We start from the raw sequence: 20,328 nt of genomic DNA, 5'->3' as shown, positions 1-20,328 counted from the left end.
CTTCACCCTCTGCTCAGATAAGATTACATAAAGTCTATATAACACATGTTGGTCATTGATGTTAGTTAGAATGCCGTTCTTCGGTTGATTTTATTGGTATAACCGACATATCCTTATATCAACTGATACAGTTCCATTTTTATACTTAGGAGAAATAAAATATAAAAAAAGCCTAACTATCAAACTGAAGCTATCTTAATTTGACTTTATTTCCTGTGTAAAATTAAACCAAATATCAACCAAATCTCATCAATTATTAGTTGTTTATTTTATTGAACTTAATTTCTAAGATAATATCTAAAAATCGATTTTTGGCGTTTTTTCTTATTACCTAACATGACTTAAGAATAAGAGTTCAATAAATTATGGTTAATTCTACGCAAGCAAAGAGATTTAGCTGGACAGCTTTACTGTGGTTGCTCATCTATTTCTGGTATTTCTCATCATTGCTCCAAATCTATGTTGTTGTTACAGGACAAAGTAACACCGTCGGATTAAGAGACTCTTTACTGTACAGCACACTCTGGTTAATCCCTGCGCTCTTTTTCCCTAGAAGGATCAAATTAGTTGCCGGCATTATCGGTATCATTCTTTGGCTTTCATCTGTCATTGCACTCGCTTATTTTGTCGTCTATGGGCATCAGATCTCACAAAGCGTCATGTTTGTGATGTTTGAAACAAATACAAATGAAGCAGGTGAATTTTTAAGGCAATACATTAGCTTTAAGGTTATCGCGGTTATATTGATTTATACTTTGGTCGCGATTTTCTTATGGTCACGACTAAAACCAGTGACCATGCCAGTGTCAGCGAGATGTGGTGTCTCTTTGCTCGTGCTAATCATCTTATTTGGCGTGCCTTATTATAATAAAGGAATTAAACAAGATAGGCCGTTCGCCAATGTCATGTCTTATGTGAATAGTAAACTTGCCTATGCTGCGCCTTGGCAATTTGTTAGTGGCTATTTTCTCTATAAAAACCAGTTAGCCAATATGGAAGAACTGATCCGTGATAACAGTAAGATCCCGCCATTAGAAAACTTTATCGATGCTAATGGCAATACGCCGAGAACTTTTGTTTTGGTCATTGGTGAATCAACAAGTCGCGATAGAATGAGCTTATATGGTTATAAACGCCCAACAACACCAGAGCTTGAGCAGCTAAAACAACAGTATCCCGATAATTTGTCTGTATTTAACGATGTCGTGACCTCTCGTCCTTATACAATAGAGGCGCTCCAGCAAATTCTCACGTTTGCCTCTCAAACTGAGCCCGAGTTATTTAATTCGCGCCCTTCAATCATGAATATGATGAAGCAAGCTGGATTTAAAACTTTTTGGATCACAAACCAACAGACAATGACGGAGCGTAATACGCTATTAACTGCTTTTTCTCGACAAACAGATAAACAATATTACTTAAATAACGATATGGCCCAAAGTTCACGTATTTACGATGAAGTTGTGCTAGCCCCGTTTAAAGAAGCTCTGGCCGACCCTGCTGAGAAAAAATTTATTGTTGTTCATCTACTTGGAACCCATATGCGATATGAGTTCCGTTACCCTGAAGATAAAGCCATCTTTAAAGGTAAAGATAGTCTGGTGCCAAGTAACCTCAAAGAGAGCCAAGTCGAAGATTACAATGCTTACGACAACGCACAACACTACAATGATTATATTGTTTCCACATTAATTAAAGATTTTGATTCATCAAAAGAAAATGGCTTTTTAGTCTTTTTCTCTGATCATGGTGAAGATGTCTTTGATACACCTCCTCATGAAACTTTAGGTCGTAGTGAAGGCAAACCAAGTCGTGTGATCTACAATGTTCCATTCCTAGTATGGCAATCTCCTGAATGGTTACAAAGCCATAATTTTAATTTGAACAGTAAAACCGATAGGCCTTATAGCACCATGGATTTTATCTACTCATGGTCTGATATCGCGGGCTTTAACTATAAAGGCTACACTCCTCAGAAAAGCCTATTTAGTGACGAATACCAACCACAGCCGCGTTACATTGGTGACCCTGAGAATAAATCCTCTTTGATGCTGTATGATGATTTGAAAAAATAATTTGTCAGTAAAGCATCTTCGACCTAAGATGAAGAGCCTTTAGCGGCTCTTCATCTTTTTATTAAGAAACGTGATAGTTACTGAATTTTGCCATCTTGCCGAATAAATTTGACTTCGCCTTGCCAAAACTCAGCAAGAAAAACAGATTCGGGCTTATCGATCCCATGTTTAACCATCTGTTTATTTAACCACTCTTCGTCTTTTTCTATCGATTGCAATTCATTTAGCCTAACAACACCATCTTTCATAATAATCACTGATGGCATATTTGTTGGATCACAAATAACCGTTAATTGCCCATCTGGTTCAATCTGGGCATAATAGATTTCTTGGAATGAATGAACCCCTTGTGCATGAATTCTTGAGGATATATTCAAAATATCAATTTTATTCCCTTTTTCTAATATATTTTCCATAATAAAGTTTCCTTTACTAATAATAGGGATAGGATTGCCGATAGTCACGTTGCGAATAAAGTTAAATTTTTTAGTTAAATAGTTTAGCCCTGATATAAAAAACACACCTATAAAGAGTAAAGTGATGTACTGATATAATGGGATTGTATCGCTATAAATCACACCACCAATAATTCCACCCAACACAAAATTCCCAATAAAATCAATAGGTGTCATCTGTGACAGCTGCGTTTTCCCAGACAAATTCATATGAGTAAGAACAATGGCAAAACCAATGATAAACTTGACTACAACAAGCATATAGTAATAACTCATATAAGACTTCCTTTCGTATACTCACGTTTTTATGAATTTTAGTTAAATAAACCAGCATATTATTTTTTTGCTAATATCCAAGATTAATTATAGCGAAATAATAAAGCTCGTCTTTTTTATTAAGTTAAATATTGATATCAAGCATTAAAATCACTATTTTGCTGATAATGCTACCTTTTTATTTCAGGTAACTTTCAGAGACAACTGATTTTTAATTATTAAAAATATGAGTTATATTTATAACATGCTATTGATAGCAGATCCGTATCCACTTACATCATGCTAAAGGAAATATTTATGAAAAAGAAAATATTAAGTTCTCTTATTCTAGCAGGTATTATCGCTATGGCGGCAGGTTGTGATGATTCATCAAAGACAGATCAAACGATGAAACAAACTGAAGAAAAAGTGGAGCAATTAAAAGATGCTGGTGAGCAAAAAGCAGCCGAACTTAAGGATAGTGCAGAAGCAAAAGCGAATGACCTTCAAAAACAAGCTTCAGAAAAAGCGGATGAAATTGCAGATAAGGCTAAAGAAGTAAAAGAAGCTAGCGAACAAAAAGCAGCTGAGCTTAAAGAGAACGCCACAGAGAAAGCTAATGAATTGAAAGAAGCTAGCGAGCAAAAAGCGGCTGAGCTTAAAGAGAGCGCTACAGAGAAAGCCGATGAATTAAAAAAGGCTAGCGAGCAAAAAATCTCTGAATTTAAAAATAGTGCCACAGAGAAAGCTAACGAACTTGAAAAACAAGCTTCAGCTAAGGCAGATGAGCTATCTGATAAAGCTAAAGAGCTAAAAGATGCGGCTGATAAAAAATCAGATGAATTAACTGAATCGGCAAAAAATAAGCTATCAGAAACAAATGATAAAATAGCAGAAAAAAGCCAAGAAGTGAAAACAGACTCAATCAATAAAGCAGATGAACTAGCGACTGATGCCAAAAATAAAACTGAAGAATTAAAAGCAGAAAACAAATAACTATCTGTGCTAGATAACTCGGTTTATTCTCAAAGCAGGTCTACGCTGGCCTGCTTTTTTTTATATTTTTATACGGAGAAAGTAAAGCACACAAAACCATGTCCTGTTCCCCCTCAATTCTGGTATAACAATTTAAAACCGAAATAATATAAACACGTTACCTTATAAATTGGAGACAACATGCAAGTGAGATATAGCCTTGGGTATACTGATCCTAAAATCGTTAATCACGCTTTCGCGCTTCGCCAACAAGTTTTTACCCATGAACAAGGCTTTCCTGCTGAAATCGATGTAGATGTATATGATGATGACGCATTACATGTGGTGCTATACCTAGAAAATAGCCCTGTTGCTGTACTACGTTGTATTTTACAAGCCGACAAAGTGATAAAAGTGGGCAGAGTCGCGGTACTTAAACAATATCGAGGCAAAGGCTTTGGACGTAAGTTAATGAAATTTGTTGAGCAGTACGCTATCGAGAACCAATTTCATGCTGTAGGACTATCTGCACAACATACCGCAATCGCCTTTTACGAAACATTAGGCTATCACACACAAGGCGAAATGTATGACGAAGATGGTATGGATCATATCTATATGGTTCTACCGTTAATTTAAGTTCTAACGCCTTGAATTTTCCATATCACCCCTTATGATCAATAAAGTGATGCTTTTTTGTACGAGGTGATTATGGCAAATGGTTGGGCTAACGAAAATGCGGTTCAAGAACAAATTGATGCCACTCTTGATGACGCTATCGCTAAGGCTCGCAGTCAACTCCATTCAGGCGAAAGTGCTGAATACTGTGTTGAATGTGGTGAGCCTATTCCTCTCGCCCGTCGCAAGGCACTCCCTGGCGTACAGCTCTGTATCACTTGCCAAAATGCCGCCGATCAAAAAAGTGCCACATTTAGTGGTTATAATCGCCGAGGGAGTAAAGATAGTCAGTTACGGTGAATATGCCCTATTCCTAAATAACACCGAAACTCTACCAATATTTATTTCTACCTAAAATCCGAATATTAATGTTAATTTAATTAACCTTTCTAAGCTTTTTATCTAACTTTTTGTTAAATAGTTAAAAAGATAACAACAATGATAGTTAATAATGTGATTTATAAGGCTATATTTTTATGAAAACATAGAGGTTTTTCCTGTTTATTTGAAACCAGTCTCGATATATGGCAATATATCCGCCGGTTTTTTCGCAAATGGAGTAATAACAGCTAAAAAAACATTTGATAGCAACGGGCGCAATAACCGTTTTTATCGCTATCTCTGCAAACTGTTTCATTATTGTTTTTTCTACTGTTTCCCCACTGGGAACCCTTTCGCAATTTCATTGTTTCATTAAGAAGGACAGCGCGTTGCATACCCAACAGATTATTGGTATGTCAAAAATAAAATAAATCAAAGAAGGTTGTTATGAGTCAAAACGATACTGATTCTAAAAAAAATCGCTCAAAAATTAGTCCCCCGGTATTTTATACCTCTGCACTTGTGATTATGGTTATTGTTGGTTTTGCCGCCATCATGCCGGAAGTAGCAGAATCTCATCTAAGTCATCTTCAACAAAACCTATTCAATAATGCTAGCTGGTTCTATATTCTAGCCGTCGCTATCATTCTTTTGAGTGTGACTTATCTGGGACTCTCTCGTTATGGACAGATAAAACTCGGCCCCGATCACGCACAACCTAATTTTAGCTATGTGTCTTGGTTTGCCATGCTGTTTTCCGCAGGTATGGGGATAGGGTTAATGTTCTTTGGTGTTGCAGAGCCTGTAATGCACTACCTCAACCCACCAGTCGGTGATCCGCAAACGGTTGAAGCCGCGAAAGAGGCAATGCGTTTGACCTTCTTCCATTGGGGCTTACACGCTTGGGCGATTTACGCCATTGTGGCGCTGATTTTAGCCTTTTTTAGCTACCGCCATGGGTTACCGCTGACCCTCCGCTCCGCACTGTATCCTATTATTGGTGATCGTATTTATGGCCCTATTGGCCACTTTGTCGATATTTTCGCGGTTGTCGGTACTGTTTTTGGGGTTGCGACATCATTAGGCTTTGGCGTATTGCAGGTTAATGCAGGGATGAATCACCTGTTTGGTCTGCCTGTTAGCCCAACCGTACAAGTTATTCTGATCGTTGTCTTTACTGGCCTTGCGACGCTGTCTGTAGTTTCAGGCCTAGATAAAGGGATCCGCATTCTTTCTGAATTAAACTTAGGTTTAGCCTTTATATTGATGCTGCTGGTGTTGATCTTAGGGCCAACCGTTTTATTACTGAAATCATTTGTTGAAAACACAGGTGGTTATCTATCCGAGATAGTCAACAAAACCTTTAACTTATATGCCTATGAGCCTAAATCCAGTGATTGGTTAGGTGGTTGGACATTACTTTATTGGGGTTGGTGGCTCTCTTGGTCGCCATTTGTTGGGATGTTTATCGCGCGAATTTCACGTGGACGTACTATTCGTGAGTTCGTCACTGGCGTTCTATTTGTTCCTGCTGGCTTTACCTTGATGTGGATGACGTTCTTCGGTAATTCCGCCATTAACCTGATTAAAAACCAAGATGCCGTTAAACTGGCAGAAACAGTGCAATCAGATGTTTCACTCGCCCTGTTTGAATTTTTAACCTACTTCCCTTTCTCTACCGTACTGTCATTTTTTGCTATGCTGATGGTGGTCGTCTTCTTTGTCACTTCGGCTGACTCAGGGGCAATGGTTGTTGATACTTTAGCATCGGGTGGTGATTCAAATACCCCAGTTTGGCAGCGTATTTTCTGGGCTGGCTTAATGGGTGTCGTTGCTATCACATTATTACTTGCAGGTGGCTTACAAGCACTACAAACCTTAACTATTGCCAGCGCCTTACCGTTTGCGATGGTACTATTAGCAGCAATTTATGGCTTATTTAAAGCATTGCGTATTGATGCTTATAAACGTGATAGCCAACAATTAGCCACAATTGCTCCGACAGCGAGCCGCAATCCAATTCCATGGCAACGACGCTTACGTAATATCGCGTATTTCCCAAAACGTAACCAAGTAAAACGTTTTCTCGGTGAGGTTGTTCATCCATCGATGGAAATGGTCTCAGAGGAGCTTGAGAAGCAGAATACGACTTGCCATATCTATAATGATAAAGATGATAGGATTGGCTTCGAGGTCGATTTAGGTGAGGATATGAACTTCCTATACGAAGTTCGCTTGCGCTACTATGTTCAACCTTCTTTTGCCCTTTCTGGCATGGGAACAGAGAGCGATGATGAAAAAAGCGAAGAGCAGAAATATTATCGTGCAGAGGTTCACCTTAAAGAAGGTGGGCAAGACTATGATGTTATGGGCTGGACCAAAGAACAGGTCATCCATGATATTCTCGACCAGTACGAGAAACATATTCACTTCCTACATCTACTAGGTAAGTAAACAACAAAAAGCCCCCTAATCAGAATGTTGCTGATTAGGGGGCAATTTATTTATTGCCCACGACATGCGAAATTCGCCCTAAGCGCTCTCTTTTTTATCCGCAATATGGCTGTAATCAGGACTTTCTAAAGCAATTAATTCATCCAGCAGTGCGGTTAATTGTTGCATTTTCTCCTGAGAAAATGCCTGCTCAATTTTTTGATAGCCCTCTTCCACTTCTTGACGTGCTTTATCGTACAATGTTTGACCACTAGGCGTCAGAGAAACATAGAGCTTACGCTGATCATTGAGTGGCTTTAAGCGAAAAATTAACCCTTCCCGCTCCATACGAGTCAAAATCCCTGTCAAACTTGGACGAAGAATACAGGTTTGAACTGATAACTCATGGAAATCAATAGAGCGTTTATCGGCAAGTACTCGGATAATACGCCATTGCTGTTCAGTCAAATTGTATGACTTTAAAATAGGGCGAAAGAACCCCATCGCGGTCTCTCTTGCCTGTAATAATGCAATTGTCAATGATTCATGCATAAGTTTAAAACTCACCACTCTAAAATGTTTATTTAATACCAATTAAATTGGTATTACACAATCTATTGCGCCTTTACACCGCAAATTTACCCTTAGTGATAGCCTATTCTATCCACTTAAAACCAAGGTTAGCACGGTAAAATAACAATCACAAAGAAAAACCCCAAAATATTAATGAGTAAACAATTCAACAGCAAACCAAAAAGTTAATAAAAAGTTACAATAAAAATTCAAAAAAAATATCAGAATACTGAATATCAATAGGTTACATAAAAACCTTCTGAATATGTTAAAGAGATCACAATTAAAATTAACAATTTCTCTAGCCTATTGCCAATTACCACTTTATACATTATTAATATATTAACAATCATTCGAAATCATCGTTTTCCTAATAAGGAGTTGTCAATGAAAGGCACTGTATTTGCCGTTGCCCTCAATCATCAAAGCCAAGTGGCTCACTGGCATGAGGCATTCGGGCAAGCCCCTTATAAAACCCCACCAAAAACACCTGTGTGGTTTATAAAGCCGCGTAATACTCGGATCAATTCAGGGGAGCCTATTTTGCACCCTGCCGGTGAAGTGGTGCAAAGTGGTGCAACGCTAGCACTGGTTATTGGTAAAGATGCACGTAAAGTCAGCCAGTCAGAAGCCAAAAATTATATTGCGGGCTTTGCATTAGCAAATGAAGTCAGCCTACCTGAAGACTCATTTTATCGTCCTGCTATCAAAGCAAAATGCTGTGATAGTTTCTGCCCTATTGGGGAAATGGTTGAAACAACATTAACTGCCCCTGTCGACATTATCACCCTCATCAATGGTAAAGAAGCTGACCGTTGGTCTACAAAAGATCTGGTTCGTGATGCCAGTGAGTTAGTTGCCGCACTCAGTGAATTTGCCACGTTAAAAGCGGGTGATGTGATACTGATGGGCACGCCTCATCAACGCGTCACCATTCAGCCTGGTGATGAAGTCACTGTTCAAGCAGAAGGCTTTCCGAGCCTAAGCAATAACGTTGTTGTGGCAGGAGGACAATAATGAAACACGCAAAAATTCGTTACCAAGGTACTGAGTATTCCGTTACGGTTGGTGAAAACGAGCAAATCACATTACCAAATGGCCAAGTTATTGCAGGCGATGATGCTAATGTTGAATGGTTACCTCCTGTTAGAGGCACACTGTTCGCACTGGGCTTAAATTATGCCGACCATGCTACTGAACTTGATTTCAAGCCACCTGAAGAGCCTCTGATTTTTATCAAAGCAGATAACACATTAACAGGCCATCGCCAAGTTTCAGTGCGCCCCGATAATGTTGACTATATGCATTATGAGTCAGAGCTTGTTGTGGTCATTGGTAAAGCGGCATACAAAGTATCACAAGAAGATGCGATGGATTATGTTGCAGGCTACACCGTATGTAATGATTATGCGATCCGTGACTATTTAGAAAATTACTATCGCCCCAACCTGCGTGTTAAAAGCCGTGACACTTTAACGCCTATCGGTCCATGGGTTATCGATAAAGATCAGGTTAAAGATCCCCATAACCTTGCGCTATATACCTATGTAAACGGTGAGTTGCGCCAGAAAGGAACCACTGCTGATCTCATTTTCAATATCCCATTTTTAATTTCCTATCTCAGTGATTTTATGACACTGCAACCGGGTGACATGATCGCAACAGGAACACCAAAAGGCCTTTCTGATGTCGTACCTGGTGATGAAGTGATCGTTGAAGTTGAGGGTGTAGGCCGGCTGATTAACTATATTGTCAGCGAAAAAGAATATGAGGAACGAGTGTAATGACTAAGATTAACCATTGGATCAATGGCAAAAATGTTGCCAGCAAAGAATATTTCCAAACCACCAACCCTGCAACAGGTGAAGTACTCGCTGAAGTGGCTTCTGGTGGTCAAGATGAAATAAATCAAGCCGTTGCGGCAGCCAAAGAGGCATTCCCTAAATGGGCTAATACGCCAATGAAAGAGCGTGCTCGTTTGATGCGCCGTCTTGGTGAATTGATCGACCAAAACGTTCCTGAAATTGCAGAAATGGAAACTCAGGATACAGGTTTGCCAATTCATCAAACCAAAAATGTGTTGATCCCTCGTGCTTCACATAACTTTGAGTTTTTTGCCGAAGTCTGCCAACAGATGAATGGTCGTACCTACCCTGTTGACGACAAAATGATGAACTACACCCTGATCCAACCTGTTGGTGTCTGTGCACTGATCTCCCCTTGGAACGTGCCATTCATGACGGCAACATGGAAAACAGCACCTTGTTTAGCCCTAGGTAACACCGCTGTTTTAAAAATGTCTGAACTGTCACCATTATCAGCAAACCGTTTAGGTGAGCTGGCATTAGAAGCGGGGATCCCTGCTGGCGTACTTAACGTTGTGCAAGGTTACGGCAGCACAGCAGGTGACGCTCTAGTCAAACACCATGACGTTCGTGCCGTTTCCTTTACTGGTGGAACAGCAACAGGCCGCGTGATCATGCAAAACGCGGGTCTGAAAAAATATTCGATGGAACTTGGCGGCAAATCCCCTGTTCTGATATTTGAAGATGCCGATATCGAACGTGCATTAGATGCGGCTCTGTTTACCATTTTCTCAATTAATGGTGAACGTTGTACTGCCGGTTCTCGTATTTTCATCCAAGAAAGTATCTACCCTGAATTTGTTAAGCGCTTCGCTGAGCGCGCTAATCGCCTAATTGTCGGCGACCCAACGGATCCAAAAACACAAGTTGGTGCACTGATCAGTGAACAGCATTGGAACAAGGTATCCGGCTATATTCGCCTTGGTGTAGAAGAAGGGGCAACATTACTGGCTGGTGGCCCAGACAAGCCAACCGACCTACCTGCACATCTGAAAAATGGTAACTTCTTACGCCCGACCGTATTAGCAGATGTCGATAACCGTATGCGTGTTGCGCAAGAAGAGATCTTTGGGCCAGTTGCCTGCTTGATCCCATTCAAGTCAGAAGAAGATGGCCTACGTATGGCAAATGATGTTGAGTATGGTCTCGCATCTTATATTTGGACACAAGATGTCAGCAAGATCCTTCGCTTATCACGCAACATTGAAGCCGGTATGGTGTTTGTTAATACACAAAACGTACGTGATTTACGTCAACCATTTGGTGGCGTTAAAGCCTCTGGTGTTGGTCGTGAAGGCGGTGAATATAGCTTTGAAGTTTTTGCAGAAATGAAGAACGTTTGTATTTCCTTCGGGGATCACAACATTCCTCGTTGGGGTGTTTAATTTATTGAGATATTTAGTTTATTGGAAATTCAATAATAAATATTTAATCTAACTTATGCCCTAAATAATTCGGGCTGTAGCGAAAAATCACTCACACGCTACAGCTCGAAATATCACGGGGGAGGTAAAAACTTATGGGTAAATTAGCACTTGCGGCAAAAATAACGCATGTTCCATCCATGTATTTGTCAGAATTACCCGGCAAACATCATGGCTGCCGCCAATCCGCCATTGACGGTCATAAAGAGATCAGCCGCCGCTGCCGCGAACTTGGTGTTGATACTATTATTGTTTTTGATACTCACTGGTTAGTTAACAGTGCATATCACATCAACTGTGCCGATCACTTTAAAGGGATCTATACGAGTAACGAACTCCCTCATTTTATTCGTGATATGGAATATGAATATGATGGTAACTCCGAGCTTGGTCGCATGATCGGTGAAGAAGCCCGTAAACTAGGCGTTCGTGCTCAATCCCACGAAATCCCAAGCCTAACGTTAGAATATGCCACCTTAGTTCCTATGCGCTATATGAATAGTGATCGCCACTTTAAAGTGATCTCTATTTCTGCATTTTGCACCTCTCACAGTTTTGAAGACAGCCGTAAATTAGGCGAAGCCGTACTCACAGCCATCGAAAAATATGATGGCACGGTTGCTGTACTCGCGAGTGGCTCATTATCGCATCGCTTTATTGATGACCATCGTGCAGAAGAAGGGATGAACAATTATACCCGTGAATTTGATGAGCAAATGGATAAGCGTGTCGTCAAATTGTGGCGTGAAGGCCGTTTTAGTGAGTTCTGTAAGATGCTGCCGGAATACGCTGACTACTGTTATGGCGAAGGTCATATGCACGATACGGTGATGCTATTAGGCATGCTAGGTTGGGATAAATATGCAGAAAAAGTTGAAGTGCTGACCGATTTATTCGCCAGTTCAGGTACCGGACAAATTAACGCTATTTTCCCGTTGCCAAGCTATATCACCGATAAACAAAAAGTCAGTGCGTAAGGAGTCGTCATGCCGCATTTTATTGCTGAGTGTACCGACAATATCCGTGAACAAGCGAATTTGCCTGAGCTATTTTCCAAGGTAAATAGTGCATTAGCAGGAACTGGTATTTTTCCTTTAGGCGGCATTCGTAGCCGTGCTATTTGGTTAGATACTTGGCAGATGGCTGATGGTAAACATGATTACGCCTTTGTCCATATGACACTCAAAATTGGTTCAGGGCGTTCTCTTGAAGATCGTCAAAAAACAGGTGAGATGCTATTTACCCTCATCAAAGAACACTTTGCTCAGTTAATGAGTGATAGGTATCTCGCTCTATCATTTACCATGGAAGAGCTTGATCCCGTGTTGAATTACAAACAAAACAATGTTCACGCTTTATTTAAATAAGGAAGCCTGATGCCGACGCCATTCGATAAACAGATCCCTCGCTACTTGATCCCATTATTAGGGTCACTGGTTGCATTTGGGCCATTATCGATAGATATGTATCTGCCTGCTCTGCCGCAAATGGGAAATGACCTCCAGGCGAGCCAAGGGCAGATGCAGTATACACTCGGCGCATTCTTTGCTGGCTTCTGTATTGGCATGTTGTTTTATGGGCCACTCAGCGACATTCTTGGTCGCCGTAAGATGCTGTTAAGTGGCCTAACTATTTTTACGCTCGCAAGTTTACTGTGCGCGCAAGCCTCTTCGGCTGACGCATTAATTGCTTTTCGTGCGTTACAAGCCTTCGGTAGTGGAGCCGCCATTGTCATGGCACGAGCCATTGCTCGAGACGTTTACCCAACAGGTGAACTGCCTAAAGTTTTATCTTTGATGACGTTAGTCACTATGATAGCGCCCTTACTGGCTCCCCTACTCGGTGGCTTTTTATTAATTCACTTTCAGTGGCAAGCGATCTTCTATCTTCTTGCACTGATAGGTCTTTGTTCTGCAAGTTGTATTTTCTTCTTGCTTCCTGAAACCTTGACACCGCAGAAAGAATCTAAAAATTTACTCAGTGTCGCGTTTCAAAATTACGCTCAAGTTTTAAGCGATAGAGAAGCACTGAGTATTATCGGTACGATGGCATTCTCTTTTGCGGGTATGTTTGCCTTTATCAGCGGCTCTCCCTTTGTTTATATCAACTATTTTGGCGTATCGGAGCAGCACTACGGTTTATTATTCGGCTGTAATATTCTCGGGATGATAGTGGTATTACTACTGAATGTCAGACTGCTCAAAGTATACAGTTTAACTCGCATACTCTGCCTACAAAGTGGTGCGCAATTACTGTTTGGGCTATTACTACTCATTTTCTACCAGCAAAGCCTGCCTATTATTGTTATTCTGGTGGTGCTGTTTTTATCGATGGTCAATGCTATCGGTACAAATAGCTTATCACTGTTATTGCAGCATCGAGGAAAAATTGCCGGTAGCGCCAGTGCGCTTGCTATTTCGATTCAATTTGCATTGGCGGCGCTGGCAAGTGTTGCAGTTTCTGTACTACAGGATGAATCCCCATTTGCTATGGCACTGGTTATGGCTGTCTGTGCCGGATTAAGTTTCACAAGCCAACGTTTCTCGGCTAAAAATGTCCGCTCACAGTTAGTCTCAGTGCCTTCGGAGAAAAAAGAAAAATGAGTATCAATGTCAATTCTACCTTATTCCGCCAGCAGGCTTATATCAACGGTCAATGGGTTAACGCCAACGACAATAGTCAATTCGATGTCACTAACCCTGCGAACGGTGAAGTCATTGCAAAAGTCAGTAATGTAGGTGCAGCACAAACCCAACAAGCGATTGATGCTGCGGAAAAAGCCCTACCCGCTTGGCGTGCTAAAAGTGCCAAAGAGCGTAGCCAAATTCTTAATAAGTGGTTCCAATTGATGATGGAAAACCAAAAAGAGCTTGCAGAGCTACTCAGTTGGGAGCAAGGCAAATCCATCACAGAATCAATGGGTGAAATCGCCTATGGTGCAAGCTTTATTGAGTGGTTTGCCGAGGAAGGTAAACGCGTTTATGGCGAAACAATCCCATCTCCACTTCCTGGTCGCCGCTTAGTGACGATTAAACAGCCTGTGGGTGTGGTCGCTGCGATTACGCCATGGAACTTCCCAAATGCCATGATCACCCGTAAGGTTGGCCCAGCACTGGCGGCAGGATGCACGATGGTACTGAAACCTGCGGCTGAGACCCCATTATCAGCATTAGCACTAGCAGCATTAGGTGAAGAAGCTGGTATCCCAGCAGGGGTGTTCAACATCGTGCCAGGTACAGATGCAAAAGCCATTGGTGGTGTACTCACATCAAGTCCTGTTGTTCGTAAACTGACTTTCACTGGCTCCACACGCGTTGGCAAATTACTCATGGCGCAATGTGCCGATACAGTGAAAAAGCTATCATTGGAGCTCGGTGGCAATGCGCCTTTTATCGTGTTTGACGATGCCGACCTTGATGCCGCCGTACAGGGCGCATTAGCGGCTAAATTCCGCAACAGCGGGCAAACCTGTGTTTGTGCTAACCGTATTTTAGTTCAAGAAGGCGTCTATGATGAATTTGCTAAACGCTTAGCAAAAGCAGTCACTGAGCTAAAAATCGGCCCAGCAACTCAAGCCGATTCACAACAAGGCCCTCTGATTAACCAAGCTGCGGTTGATAAAGTCACCGAGCATATTGCAGATGCGGTTTCTAAAGGCGCACGCGTACTGGCAGGCGGTAAACCTGCTTCATTAGGCGGATTGTTCTTCGAGCCAACCGTATTAGCAGACGTCACCGAATCTATGATCGTCGCCAAAGAAGAGACTTTTGGTCCATTGGCGCCTCTGTTTAAGTTCCGCGATGAACAAGAAGCCATTGATTTAGCAAATGATACCGAATTTGGTCTGGCTTCCTATTTCTATTCTAGAGATATCGGCCGCATCTACCGTGTTGCAGAAGCACTCGAAAGCGGCATGGTCGGTATCAATGAAGGCATTATCTCAAATGAAGTTGCCCCATTTGGTGGCATTAAGCAGTCAGGGCTGGGGCGTGAAGGTTCACGTTACGGAATTGAAGACTATCTGGAAGTGAAATATCTCTGCTTCGGTGGGCTATCTACAAACTAATTTGACCTTTACAGATTAGCGCACTGCCATCTGGCAGTGCGGGTTAGAAAGCGCCCAACGTTTCTTGCGTGATAAGCAGAGTTCAACAGGAGCAATACTCGCATGTTACAAAAAGATGTCATATCGCAAGTTGCACAGCGCCTTAATCAGGCCGAGAAAACACGTGAACAGATCCGTCAGATTTCATTGGATCATCCACAAATCACCATTGAAGACGCATACGCTATTCAACGTGAATGGGTTGGCCTAAAAATCGCTGAAGGTCGCTCACTGAAAGGCCATAAAATTGGCTTAACATCGAAAGCTATGCAGGCTAGTTCTCAAATTGATGAACCTGACTACGGTGCACTTCTCGACGATATGTTTTTTGACGATGGTTGTGAAATTCCAACAGATCGTTTTATCGTTCCACGTATTGAAGTTGAGCTAGCATTTGTTTTAGCAAAACCCTTAAGTGGCCCAAACTGCACCCTGTTTGATGTTTATAACGCAACTGATTATGTCATACCGGCACTTGAGCTTATTGATGCCCGTTGCCACGGTATTGATCCTGAAACAAAGCGCCCACGCAAAGTATTCGATACCATTTCAGATAATGCGGCGAATGCGGCGGTGATCTTAGGGGGGAGACCAATCAAACCTCGCGACCTTGATTTACGATGGATCAGTGCATTGCTGTACCGTAACGGTGTTATTGAAGAGTCTGGCGTCGCGGCTGCGGTACTTAACCACCCTGCAAACGGGGTTGCTTGGCTGGCAAATAAACTCGCGCCACACAACGTCCAACTAGAAGCTGGCCAAATCATTTTAGGTGGCTCATTTACTCGACCGGTTCCTGCTCGTAAAGGGGATGTATTTCATGTGGACTACGGCGTGATGGGTTCCGTCAGTTGCCGCTTCGTATAAGGAGATCATCGTGGATATCCTACAAAATAAATTTAAACATGCACTAAAAGAAGGTCGACCACAAATCGGTTTATGGCTGGGGCTATGCAGCTCATATAGTGCTGAATTGGTGGCTGGAGCAGGTTTTGACTGGCTACTGATTGATGGTGAACACGCTCCTAATAATGTACAAACAATATTAACTCAATTACAGGCAATCGCACCTTATCCATCGCAGCCGGTTGTACGTCCACCTTGGAATGATCCTATCATTATTAAACAGTTATTGGATATTGGGGCACAAACATTATTACTGCCTATGGTGCAAAATGCAGAGCAAGCACAGCAAGCTGTTCGCGCCACACGTTACCCTCCGGCGGGGATCCGCGGTGTGGGGAGCGCTCTAGCACGTGCATCACGTTGGAATCGTATTCCTAATTATCTGCAACGGGCCAATGATGAGATGTGTGTCATTGTGCAAGTCGAAACCCGTGAAGCTATCAATAATCTTTCGGAAATATTACAAGTCGAAGGGATCGATGGCGTCTTTATTGGACCAGCTGATCTCAGTGCAGACATGGGCTATTCAGGTAATCCAAATCATCCCGAAGTGAAGGCAGTCATCGAAAAGGCTATTGTCCAAATTCGTGCTGCGGGTATTGCCCCTGGTATTTTAATGGCAGCGCCAGACGTCGCTGAACATTATTTAAAATTAGGTGCACTATTTGTTGCGGTTGGTGTGGATACAACATTGCTAGCGCGTAGCGCAGAAGCATTAGCGGCTCGCTTTGGCAATACCGTTTCTGAAGTGACATCTAACACACCCAGTGTGTATTAGTGATTTGCAATACAGTAGTAAACACCCAAAGCCATTAAGATAACTCGATCTTTCGGTTGTAAATACTTCGAGTTTGTCTCTAAGCGCTAAGCAAAAATCGCCGAGGAGCATGGATTATTGTGTGACTCGGATAGATAAGCAAGAGCGAATAATGAAACAACTTGGAATATGGCAAACCAATTACCCTACAAATATCAATCTGGTGGCTAAGGGAAAACAACATTAACAACCCTGTACCTACGGGGCAGACATGTTATATGGCTGCCTAAGAGCTTTTTGTACCCATAATAGCATTAAATGCATATAAATGAGGGAATTACAAAATGAGCAATTTATCCAATGTTGCTGAAAAAAATCCTGCTGAACAGCATAAAAATTTAACTGAACCACAACAACGCGTAATTAAAAAATTATTTCGCCGCCTAATTGTCTTTTTATTTGTATTATTTGTTTTTTCTTTCCTTGACCGCATTAATATCGGTTTTGCGGGTCTGACTATGGGGAAAGACATTGGTCTGACATCAACGATGTTTGGCCTTGCTGCCACACTATTTTATGCAACCTATGTTATTTTTGGGATACCTAGCAATATTATGTTGGGTATTGTGGGCGCCCGCCGTTGGATTGCCACCATCATGGTACTGTGGGGCATCGCCTCAACAGCCACAATGTTCGCAACAGGCCCGACAAGCCTCTATATTTTGCGGATGCTAGTCGGCGTCGCCGAAGCTGGCTTTTTACCGGGTATCCTAGTTTATTTAACTTACTGGTTTCCTGCTTATTTCCGCGCCCGTGCTAACGCTTTATTTATGGTGGCCATGCCTGTCACAATGGCATTTGGTTCCCTAGCATCGGGTTACATCCTCGAAATGGATGGTATTTTAAACCTAAAAGGCTGGCAGTGGCTGTTCCTGCTGGAAGGTTTCCCTTCAGTGATCTTAGGCGTGCTGGTCTGGTTCTACCTTGATGATTCACCAGATAAAGCAAAATGGCTAACGAAAGAAGACAAAGAGAGTCTTCAAGAAATGATGGAGCAAGATAAGTTAGAATTGGTTCAGCCGCACGGTTCGAAAAGCCATACGGCATTACAGAATACTAGCTTATGGAAAGAGATTTTTACCCCTGTTGTCTTAATGTATACCGTGGCCTATTTCTGCCTGACCAATACGCTCAGTGCCATTAATATCTGGACGCCACAAATTATGCAGAGCTTTAATGAAGGCAGTAGTAACGCCATGATAGGCCTACTGACGGCTATCCCTCAGTTCTGTACTATACTTGGTATGGTGTATTGGAGCCGGCGTTCTGACAGATTACAAGAACGTAAAATGCACACCGCACTCCCCTACCTATTTGCAGCGGCAGGTTGGGTATTAGCGGCACTGACACATCATCCTGTCATCCAATTAATTGGTATCATTATGGCATCGACAGGTTCATTTACCGCAATGGCTGTATTCTGGACCACGCCAGACCAATCCATCAGTTTACGTGCTCGTGCTGTTGGTATTGCTGTTATCAACGCAACAGGTAATATTGGTTCAGCGGTCAGCCCACTACTGATTGGTTGGCTAAAAGACCAAACAGGTAGCTTCAATTCAGGGCTGTACTTTGTCGCTGGGTTGTTGGTCGTTGGGGCGCTATTAGTCGCATTTATCCCCATGAAAAGCTCACGTCCTAGAGCAACACCGTAATATTCAAAGATAACAAAATAGTCGAGCCGCAATCCTCTGTATTGCGGCTCGAAACCAACAGAGTAAAGGGAGAATGTGGTGTCATCATTAATAACCAATATTGATATCAGTAAAGATTATGATGAAACACAAGGGAATGATGATGTTCATTACCAAACATTCGGTAATATGGCCGCCTTTTTTGGCCGTGATATGCAAGCACATCGACATGATGGCTTTTTTCAGTTGCACTACCTTGAAACAGGTCATATCACATTACAACTTGATGACCTACGTTATTCAGTCCAAGCCCCTTTATTTATTCTAACGCCGCCTTCTGTTCCTCATGCCTTTTTTACTCAAGAAGATACAGATGGGCACGTGCTGACCGTTCGCCAAGATTTAATCATCCCTTTATTAGAATCACTTTACCCTGCTAACCCTGATTTAGTCTCTATTCCTGCGATTTGTTTGTCCGTTGCTGATAAACCTGATGACCTTGAAACTTTTAATCACTATTGGGCACTAATGGCTCGCGAATCGGCCAATAGCTACGCCGGACGCGATCAGGTATTATCCTCTTTAGCTCAAGCGCTATTTACTTTCCTATTACGCTCAATTCCCCTTGATGACCACCCAGTTAGTGGTGTAAGAGGAGAACATCGCCTATTCCAACGTTTTAACCAGCTTATTGATTCACACTACCATGAGCACCTTTCTGTTCCCGAATATGCAGACAAACTGGGTGTTACCGAATCTCGTCTCAAAGATATGTGCCGACGTTTCGCTAACCGTCCACCCAAGCGCCTGATTTTTGACCGCATATTACGAGAAGCGAAACGTATGCTATTGTTTTGTGACAGCCCTGTATCAGAAATAGCCTACCAACTTGGATTTAAAGATCCGGCTTACTTTGCACGCTTCTTTAACCGTTTAGTTGGAGATTCCCCTAGCCAATGGCGAGATAAAAATATCCACTAATCTATGATAGTTAAACTTAATCATGACACGTGGTTATTGAAAATTTTAACGCTGTCTATTAACGCGTTTCTCTGCTATTTATCGCAATAACCATAATAAAAATGTTTAATAAACTGCTTTATTTATAAATTGTTCATTACTAATATCTATAAGTAATAATCAATGCGTATTTTCTATTTTTCATTGTCATTTTTATTTATTAATAATAACTATTAAAATGAAATAAATTAACAATTACTATTTATTCAAATTTCACAATTACATCATATTTTAAAATTAAATCAGGATGTTATATAACGTATCTCTATAGATTATTTACATATTAATCAATTAGGTATTTTTACTTAATTCTATAACTAAATATTATATCAAAATAAGATGATTTACCTAAAAGACCATGGTAAAAATCACTCATTCTACGTGTAATGGTGTTTGTTATTCTCAGGGTGAAGGTTAACTATGTACGATGATTTAAATTCATTAAGCCGTCAGCTTAAAATGGATAATTTTTCTTTCCTTGAAATTGAAGAAACCACTCAATCCAAGGATGAACAGCCATTATCTAATATGGCTATTAAGCAAGAACTCCCATTACCTGAGAAAATTGAAGTGGTTTCTGAATCAACGACTCAGCCCCAGCCAACCCAACCAAATGAGTCTTACTCAACAATTAATGAGTTTTCTCATTTCCTTAATTATAAAAATAATCACTACCATAATACAGCGGACTCAGCTTCTCATACGGAGCAACTTGTTATACTGAGTGAACTCTTTTCAAGTATTAGTAAAAAATAAAATACTCATTTACCTATAGTATAATAAAACCTCATT

At 41.3% G+C, this 20,328-nt stretch carries 19 protein-coding genes; 17 read left to right on the top strand and 2 right to left on the bottom strand.

Features of this window, described 5'->3' with window-relative positions; all coding sequences use genetic code 11:
- Positions 1-365 precede the first annotated feature (365 nt).
- Positions 366-2,075, top strand: coding sequence for a phosphoethanolamine transferase CptA (locus I3B46_RS04195; protein WP_061064716.1), 1,710 nt, complete (start codon positions 366-368; stop codon positions 2,073-2,075).
- Positions 2,076-2,152: 77 nt separating this feature from the next.
- Here the strand turns inward: I3B46_RS04195 and I3B46_RS04190 are convergent, their stop codons facing one another.
- Entirely contained in the window at positions 2,153-2,806 is a 654-nt protein-coding gene (locus I3B46_RS04190) for a DUF421 domain-containing protein (RefSeq protein WP_014656734.1), read from the bottom strand.
- A 297-nt stretch (positions 2,807-3,103) separates the two neighbouring features.
- Here I3B46_RS04190 and I3B46_RS04185 point away from each other — a divergent pair, with 297 nt between their 5' ends.
- The 4 genes from I3B46_RS04185 (at position 3,104) to I3B46_RS04170 (ending at position 7,213) form a co-directional block, all read left to right on the top strand.
- Entirely contained in the window at positions 3,104-3,781 is a 678-nt protein-coding gene (locus I3B46_RS04185; RefSeq protein WP_036941715.1) for a hypothetical protein, read from the top strand.
- A gap of 180 nt (positions 3,782-3,961) precedes the next feature.
- Positions 3,962-4,399, top strand: coding sequence for a GNAT family N-acetyltransferase (locus I3B46_RS04180; RefSeq protein WP_004927383.1), 438 nt, complete (start codon positions 3,962-3,964; stop codon positions 4,397-4,399).
- 72 nt (positions 4,400-4,471) lie between these two features.
- Positions 4,472-4,738, top strand: a complete 267-nt coding sequence (locus I3B46_RS04175; protein WP_004927380.1) for a DksA/TraR family C4-type zinc finger protein — start codon at positions 4,472-4,474, stop codon at positions 4,736-4,738.
- Between the two features lie 468 nt (positions 4,739-5,206).
- Entirely contained in the window at positions 5,207-7,213 is a 2,007-nt protein-coding gene (locus I3B46_RS04170; RefSeq protein WP_014656736.1) for a BCCT family transporter, read from the top strand.
- Positions 7,214-7,291: 78 nt separating this feature from the next.
- Here the strand turns inward: I3B46_RS04170 and hpaR are convergent, their stop codons facing one another.
- The gene (gene hpaR, locus I3B46_RS04165) at positions 7,292-7,744 is read right to left on the bottom strand and encodes a homoprotocatechuate degradation operon regulator HpaR (protein ID WP_004927374.1); all 453 of its coding nucleotides are present in this window, start codon (positions 7,742-7,744) and stop codon (positions 7,292-7,294) included.
- A gap of 408 nt (positions 7,745-8,152) precedes the next feature.
- Between hpaR and I3B46_RS04160 the strand changes: the two genes are divergently transcribed.
- From I3B46_RS04160 to I3B46_RS04105, 12 genes are all read left to right on the top strand, one after another.
- Positions 8,153-8,782 (top strand): fumarylacetoacetate hydrolase family protein, encoded by a 630-nt coding sequence (locus tag I3B46_RS04160; protein WP_004927370.1) that lies wholly within the window; start codon positions 8,153-8,155, stop codon positions 8,780-8,782.
- Positions 8,782-9,549: a fumarylacetoacetate hydrolase family protein gene (locus I3B46_RS04155; protein WP_004927367.1), complete on the top strand. Its 768-nt coding sequence runs from the start codon at positions 8,782-8,784 to the stop codon at positions 9,547-9,549. The genes I3B46_RS04160 and I3B46_RS04155 overlap by 1 nt, the downstream gene beginning before the upstream one ends.
- Positions 9,549-11,015 carry a 5-carboxymethyl-2-hydroxymuconate semialdehyde dehydrogenase gene (hpaE, locus tag I3B46_RS04150; RefSeq protein WP_004927363.1) on the top strand — a complete coding sequence of 489 codons (1,467 nt, stop codon included), beginning with the start codon at positions 9,549-9,551 and terminating at the stop codon, positions 11,013-11,015. The genes I3B46_RS04155 and hpaE overlap by 1 nt, the downstream gene beginning before the upstream one ends.
- Positions 11,016-11,149: 134 nt before the next feature.
- Positions 11,150-12,031, top strand: coding sequence for a 3,4-dihydroxyphenylacetate 2,3-dioxygenase (gene hpaD, locus I3B46_RS04145; RefSeq protein WP_004927362.1), 882 nt, complete (start codon positions 11,150-11,152; stop codon positions 12,029-12,031).
- Positions 12,032-12,040: 9 nt separating this feature from the next.
- Positions 12,041-12,421, top strand: a complete 381-nt coding sequence (locus I3B46_RS04140) for a 5-carboxymethyl-2-hydroxymuconate Delta-isomerase (RefSeq protein WP_004927358.1) — start codon at positions 12,041-12,043, stop codon at positions 12,419-12,421.
- 9 nt (positions 12,422-12,430) lie between these two features.
- A complete protein-coding gene (locus I3B46_RS04135) occupies positions 12,431-13,657 on the top strand; it encodes a Bcr/CflA family multidrug efflux MFS transporter (RefSeq protein WP_004927355.1) in 1,227 nt (408 codons plus the stop codon).
- Positions 13,654-15,120, top strand: a complete 1,467-nt coding sequence (locus I3B46_RS04130) for an NAD-dependent succinate-semialdehyde dehydrogenase (protein ID WP_004927350.1) — start codon at positions 13,654-13,656, stop codon at positions 15,118-15,120. Before I3B46_RS04135 ends, I3B46_RS04130 begins: the two co-directional genes overlap by 4 nt.
- Positions 15,121-15,222: 102 nt before the next feature.
- Positions 15,223-16,026, top strand: a complete 804-nt coding sequence (gene hpaH, locus I3B46_RS04125) for a 2-oxo-hept-4-ene-1,7-dioate hydratase (RefSeq protein ID WP_004927346.1) — start codon at positions 15,223-15,225, stop codon at positions 16,024-16,026.
- Between the two features lie 10 nt (positions 16,027-16,036).
- Positions 16,037-16,843, top strand: coding sequence for a 4-hydroxy-2-oxoheptanedioate aldolase (hpaI, locus tag I3B46_RS04120; RefSeq protein ID WP_163761929.1), 807 nt, complete (start codon positions 16,037-16,039; stop codon positions 16,841-16,843).
- A gap of 323 nt (positions 16,844-17,166) precedes the next feature.
- Positions 17,167-18,537: a 4-hydroxyphenylacetate permease gene (gene hpaX / locus I3B46_RS04115; RefSeq protein ID WP_004927339.1), complete on the top strand. Its 1,371-nt coding sequence runs from the start codon at positions 17,167-17,169 to the stop codon at positions 18,535-18,537.
- Positions 18,538-18,612: 75 nt separating this feature from the next.
- Positions 18,613-19,497: a 4-hydroxyphenylacetate catabolism regulatory protein HpaA gene (hpaA, locus tag I3B46_RS04110; RefSeq protein WP_004927338.1), complete on the top strand. Its 885-nt coding sequence runs from the start codon at positions 18,613-18,615 to the stop codon at positions 19,495-19,497.
- A 459-nt stretch (positions 19,498-19,956) separates the two neighbouring features.
- Positions 19,957-20,292 (top strand): hypothetical protein, encoded by a 336-nt coding sequence (locus I3B46_RS04105; RefSeq protein ID WP_004927336.1) that lies wholly within the window; start codon positions 19,957-19,959, stop codon positions 20,290-20,292.
- The last annotated feature ends 36 nt before the right edge of the window (positions 20,293-20,328 follow it).

The organism is Providencia sp. 2.29, assembly GCF_015832305.1.
Classification (GTDB): Bacteria; Pseudomonadota; Gammaproteobacteria; order Enterobacterales; family Enterobacteriaceae; genus Providencia; species Providencia stuartii.
This window is presented reverse-complemented; position numbering and strand designations above follow the sequence as displayed.